The following is a 4,310-nucleotide window of genomic DNA, read 5'->3' as shown; positions in this document are numbered from 1 at the left end:
GGACGGCCGCCGTCGTGCCGGTGGTGTCGAAGCGGGATCAGGCCCGGGCCGGGCCCGTCGCCGACAACAGCGCCGCCTCCCGCTCCGGGGCCAGACCGACCGGAGCACGCTGTGGCCGGCCCGCCCGCGGCGGGACCGTGCCCACCCTCCGCAGCCACGCCCAGGTGTCCGCGACCGTCTCCGCCACCGGGCGGCAGGTCAGCCCGGCCGCGTACGCCTTCTCGACGCCGCGCTCCTGCAACCAGCGGTACTCGTGCCCGGCCGGGATCCAGGCCGGCAGGTCGTTCCACGGCACCACCCCGGCGGCCAGGATCGGCTCCGGGTCGGTCCACCGCAGCCGGGCGTCGGCGCCGGTGACGGCGACGCAGGCGTCGAGCAGCTCGCCCATGGTCGCGTGCCCGGTGCGGCTCACCACGTTGAACGTCCCGCCCAACCCCTCCGCGCCCCGGTCCAACATCCAGCCCGCCAGGTCCCGCACGTCGACGTACTGCAACGGCAGGTCGACCGGGCCCGGAGCCAGCACCTCCCCGCCCCGGGCGATCCGCTCCAGCCACCAGGGCAGCCGGCCGATGTCCTCCCCCGGCCCGAGGATCAGCCCGGCCCGGGCGAGCAGCGCCCGGTCGCCGAACACCTCCCGCACGGCCCGCTCACCGCCGGCCTTGTTGTGCGCGTAGTCGCCGTCGTCGGCGTCCGACTCGGCGTCCACCACGGGGGCCTCCTCGCCCACCCCGTCGACGACCGGCTGCGCGTAGACCGAGCCGCTGGAGACGTAGACGTAGCTGCCCACGCGGTCGACCAGCGCGCGGGCGGCGTCCCGCGCCGCCCGGGGCGCACCGTCCCAGGTGTCGACCACCAGGTCCCACTCGCCCTCCGCCAGCGCCGCCAGGCCGCCGGGCGCGGTCCGGTCACCCCGCAACCGGCGTACGCCCTCCGGCGCCGCGCCGTGCAGGCCCCGGTTGAACACCGTCACCGACCAGCCCCGACGCACCCCCTCGGCGACCGTGGCGCCGCCCACGAAACCCGTCCCACCCAACACCAGCAGTCTCATGGGCTCCACTGTGCCGGCTCGGACCGGTCGTCCGGCCACCTGTTCACGGTGAGCGGATCTGCCCACGGCAGAAGATCCGGCGGGCGACGGCGACGCGGGCACAGGGAAACACGGGGTGGCCGGGCGCACCACCCGTCCGTACGCCTGGAGAGCACGAAGGCCCGCCACCGACGACGGTGACGGGCCTCGCGGATCATCTGGTGGGCGATACTGGGTTTGAACCAGTGACCTCTTCCGTGTCAAGGAAGCGCGCTCCCACTGCGCCAATCGCCCGTGGTGGCCACCCGGGCCCGGCAGACCGGGCCGGCGGGGGCGGGATGCGAGCGGACGACGGGATTCGAACCCGCGACCCTCACCTTGGCAAGGTGATGCGCTACCAGCTGCGCTACGTCCGCGTGTCGCCGGCGTTCCCCGGCGACGGGATGAACTCTACCCGACGGCAAGATCGCCCGGCACGCCGCCCCGCCGGCCGCCGCGGGCGATTCCCGCGCAGCCGATGGTTGCGCTGGTCAGCCACCGGGTACTGACCTCCTTCGACAGCACACCACATCCCCTGACCAAGGAGGCTGTCGTGGGTATCGGCACCAGCATCTTCCTGATCGCGCTCGGCGCGATCCTCACCTTCGCGCTCGACGCGAGCCTCGGCGGCATCGACCTCGACGTCGTCGGCTGGATCCTGATGGCGGCCGGCGTGCTCGGCCTGATCATGACCACGCTCATCTGGGGACGCCGCCGCCAGGTGGTCAGCACGACCGAACCGGTGGAGTACCGGCGGGTCGAGGAGCGCCGGGACGTCGCCCCGCCGCTCTGACCGACCGCCCCGCGCGGCCGACGGAGTCGGACGGTCGCCGGACGCACCGCGACGCACGTGCCGGGCACCCCGCGAGGGTGGCCGGCACGTCGACGTCACCGGCCCGCCGTACGCCGACCGCGCGGCGGCCCCACGCCCGACGACGCGCAGGCCGCAGTCGGGCGGGCGGCGCACCGACCGACCCCCGCCGCCTGCGGCGGCCGCACCCGGAGCGCTTCCCGCAGGGGCGGGAGCGCCGGCGTGCCGGGCGTCACCCCTCCGCCGCCTCTCCTCGTGACCCTCGCCACCCGGGTACTACCGTCTGCTGTCGTGCGGACGGAGCAGGACGGGTCGCGAACGCCCGGACGACAGCCGCCGCGAGTCCGCTTCGAGCGCGCCGAGGCCGTCGTCGCGATGACCCGCCTCGCCGCCGGCCCCGATCCCGTCCGGGCCATCCTCGACACGCTCGCCCGCCGATCCACCGCGGCGGCCCTGATCGGCGTGGACGGCACCCTGCTGACGGTCCACCCGGGTCCGGACCCGCTCGACCGGACCGTGCTGGGCGCCGCCGCCCGCGCCGTACCTGAGCTGCACCGACGCGGCACACCGGCGGCCGTGCGGGGCGGCGCGGGCGCGCCCACCGTCCACCTGGTCTCCCTCGGCGCCGGGGAGCCCGACGACGGCGCGGGGTGCGACCCCGACCGTGGGACCGAGCCCGCCCCCTGGCTCGCGGTGGTGGACCCGCTCCCCGGCGACCTGCTCGCCGACGCGGCGCGCGTCCTCGGTCTCTGCTGGCGGTTGGAACGCTCGGAGCAGGCCCGGCGGCGGGTCGCCGCCGGCGACGTGCGCAGCCGGGAGGCGGTGCTGCACCTGCTGATGGTCGGCGACGTGGCACCGGCCCGGCGCATCGCCGCGGCACTGCGTCCCCACCTGCCCGACCTGGTCCGGGTGTGCGTCGTCGAGTGCGCGCCCCGGCGACGCGGCGAGGCGGCCGGGCAGGTGACCCGCGCACTGCGCGGGCGGGCCTGGGTGGTGCCCTGCCCGGTCCGCTCCCGGCACCTCATCGCGCTGGTGCCGGCCCCGGACCGCGCCGGGCCGCGAGAGGCCGGCGACGCGGACACGCTGGGGAGACTCGTCACCGGACGGGTGCCCGGGACGCGGATCGGGGTGAGCGAGCCGGTCCCGCTGCGCCGCACCGCCGCCGGCTACGAGCAGGCGTTCCACGCTCTCGCGGTGGCCCGGAACGGACCGGACGGGCACTGCCGCTTCGACCGGGCGACGGAGCTGCGCGCCCTGCTCGGCGCCGCCGGGCAGGACTGGGCGCGGACGCTGCTGGCGCCGTGCCTGTCGTACCGGCCGGCCCGACGGATCGATCCCGACGGGCAGGAACTGCTCGCCACCCTCAACTCCTGGCTCGCCTTCGACGGCGCGGCCCACCGGCACCTGCGGATCCACCGCAACACCCTGGCGGCCCGGCTGGCGCTGCTGCGCGACCGCCTCGGGCTCGACCTGTCGCGGATCTCCGACCAGTCGGTCGCGTGGTTGGCCCTGCACCTGCTCGGTTCCGCCGCGACCCCGGACGGCGTGCCGGAGGCACCGCCCGTCGTCGGTGGTGGCGCGGACGACGCGTCCGGGCAGGGGGCGGCGGCCGGCAGCCGGTGGGTCGGCCTCGACCGGCTGCTGACGACCCCCGCCCTGCGCCTCTGGGCGCGCGGCCAGCTCGCTCCCCTGGAGGCCGGCGGTACGCCCGTCGCCCTGGTCACCGTACGCGCGTGGCTGCGCGCCGAGGCGCGACTGCCCGACACCGCCACCGCGCTCGGCGTCTCGGTGTCCGCCGTACGCAAACGACTCGGCCGGGCCGAGCAGGCGCTGGGGCGTTCCCTGCTGCGCGGGCCGAGCGCCCGGCACGAGCTCTGGCTCGCCCTGCGGGCCCTCGACGCGACCGCCGACGCGGGCCTGGTCGACGACCCGGCCGGGTGGCCGCCCGCCTGACCGCCGGTGGCTTCCCGCCCGGGCGCCCCCGAGCAGCGGCGCCGGTCGCGGTCGCTGTGCAGCCCGACACCGCCGGCGCCGCCGCTGTGCGGATCGGTCCTCGCGCCCGGCCGGCGGTGCTCCCTACCGTGTGCGGGGAGACGGCGGCGAGGACGCCACCGTTCGAGCCCGACCGGCAATCCGGTGAGCTGACGACCGACGCCCGGACGCGCCGCAACGGGGGACGCGTCCGGCCGGCTCCGGGGGGTGCGGCCGCCCCGTCCGCGACGACACCGCGGGCGGGCGGCCGTGGGTCGCCCGTCGCTCCGGGTGCACCGGGGCGATCCGGGCGCGGCCCGCGAACGGCGGCGGTCCGAACGGCAGCGCCCTGCGCGGCGGAGGCTCAGCGGCGTCCGGGAACGGCGAAGGGCCCGCCCCCGGGGGGGTGGGGGGGTGGGTGGGGGAGCGCGTGGTGGGGGGGGGGGTTGTGGGGGCGGCCCC

General features: G+C 77.5%; 3 protein-coding genes and 2 tRNA genes. 2 read left to right on the top strand and 3 right to left on the bottom strand.

Going from position 1 to position 4,310, the window contains the following annotated elements; genetic code table 11:
- Positions 1 to 37: 37 nt before the first annotated feature.
- The 3 genes from AB0L34_RS30860 to AB0L34_RS30850 all read right to left on the bottom strand — a co-directional run bounded on the left by AB0L34_RS30860 (position 38) and on the right by AB0L34_RS30850 (position 1,443).
- Positions 38 to 1,048, bottom strand: coding sequence for an NAD-dependent epimerase/dehydratase family protein (locus tag AB0L34_RS30860; RefSeq protein ID WP_363708828.1), 1,011 nt, complete (start codon positions 1,046 to 1,048; stop codon positions 38 to 40).
- 198 nt (positions 1,049 to 1,246) lie between these two features.
- Positions 1,247 to 1,321 (bottom strand) — tRNA-Val (locus tag AB0L34_RS30855).
- A gap of 49 nt (positions 1,322 to 1,370) precedes the next feature.
- A tRNA-Gly gene (locus AB0L34_RS30850) sits at positions 1,371 to 1,443 on the bottom strand.
- A gap of 176 nt (positions 1,444 to 1,619) precedes the next feature.
- Between AB0L34_RS30850 and AB0L34_RS30845 the strand changes: the two genes are divergently transcribed.
- The gene (locus AB0L34_RS30845; protein WP_357464012.1) at positions 1,620 to 1,859 is read left to right on the top strand and encodes a DUF6458 family protein; all 240 of its coding nucleotides are present in this window, start codon (positions 1,620 to 1,622) and stop codon (positions 1,857 to 1,859) included.
- Between the two features lie 309 nt (positions 1,860 to 2,168).
- On the top strand, positions 2,169 to 3,830 hold the full coding sequence (locus AB0L34_RS30840) for a helix-turn-helix domain-containing protein (RefSeq protein WP_363708826.1): 1,662 nt from the start codon (positions 2,169 to 2,171) through the stop codon (positions 3,828 to 3,830).
- Positions 3,831 to 4,310 lie beyond the last annotated feature (480 nt).

Origin of the sequence: Micromonospora sp. NPDC052213, from assembly GCF_040679695.1 — a bacterium.
GTDB lineage: Bacteria > Actinomycetota > Actinomycetes > Mycobacteriales > Micromonosporaceae > Micromonospora.
The sequence above is the reverse complement of the archived record's forward strand: the minus strand, read 5'-3'. Positions and strand labels throughout refer to the sequence as shown.

Coding starts and splice junctions, on each gene's coding strand:
- AB0L34_RS30860 (WP_363708828.1), bottom strand. CDS start 1,048: ATGAGACTGCTGGTGTTGGGTGGGACGGGTTTCGTGGGCGGCGCCACG.